The 381-nt window shown below is 57.5% G+C and carries 1 protein-coding gene; it reads left to right on the top strand.

Annotated elements, in window-relative coordinates; translation table 11 throughout:
* Window positions 1–67: 67 nt before the first annotated feature.
* Window positions 68–364, top strand: a complete 297-nt coding sequence (locus AC1DMY_RS21070; protein WP_477166789.1) for a hypothetical protein — start codon at window positions 68–70, stop codon at window positions 362–364.
* Window positions 365–381 lie beyond the last annotated feature (17 nt).

The raw sequence follows: 381 nt of genomic DNA, 5'->3' as shown, positions 1-381 counted from the left end.
GTAAGGTCCGCTTTCGACTCGAAGCGGACCTAAGCGATTGGGCGACGTAGCCTTAGGAGAACTGGCCGTGAAGGGAGTGACCATCTTCTGCAACCCTAGGAGCTTCCCCAGCTTCGAGCTCGCCCATCGCGTTGAATCGGACGGCCATCGGTTTGAGGTCGCATACGGCACCTCCTTCAATGAGCTCTACTTCGATTTCAGCCCCGTCGATTTCGTGACAGGGTCGAACAGGGGCGAGCTGGTGAAGCAAATGGACCGGGCCGGTGCAGGTTGGCTCCCCGAAGTTTTGGTCGAGTTGTCGGAAAATCCGTCCAAGTACTCGCACTCTGACATCTGCGAGATGGCTAGGATGGCGACGAAATGAATGTCCGCTTCCGACCC

This window comes from Dyella sp. 01L423 (assembly GCF_056399945.1).
This window is presented reverse-complemented; position numbering and strand designations above follow the sequence as displayed.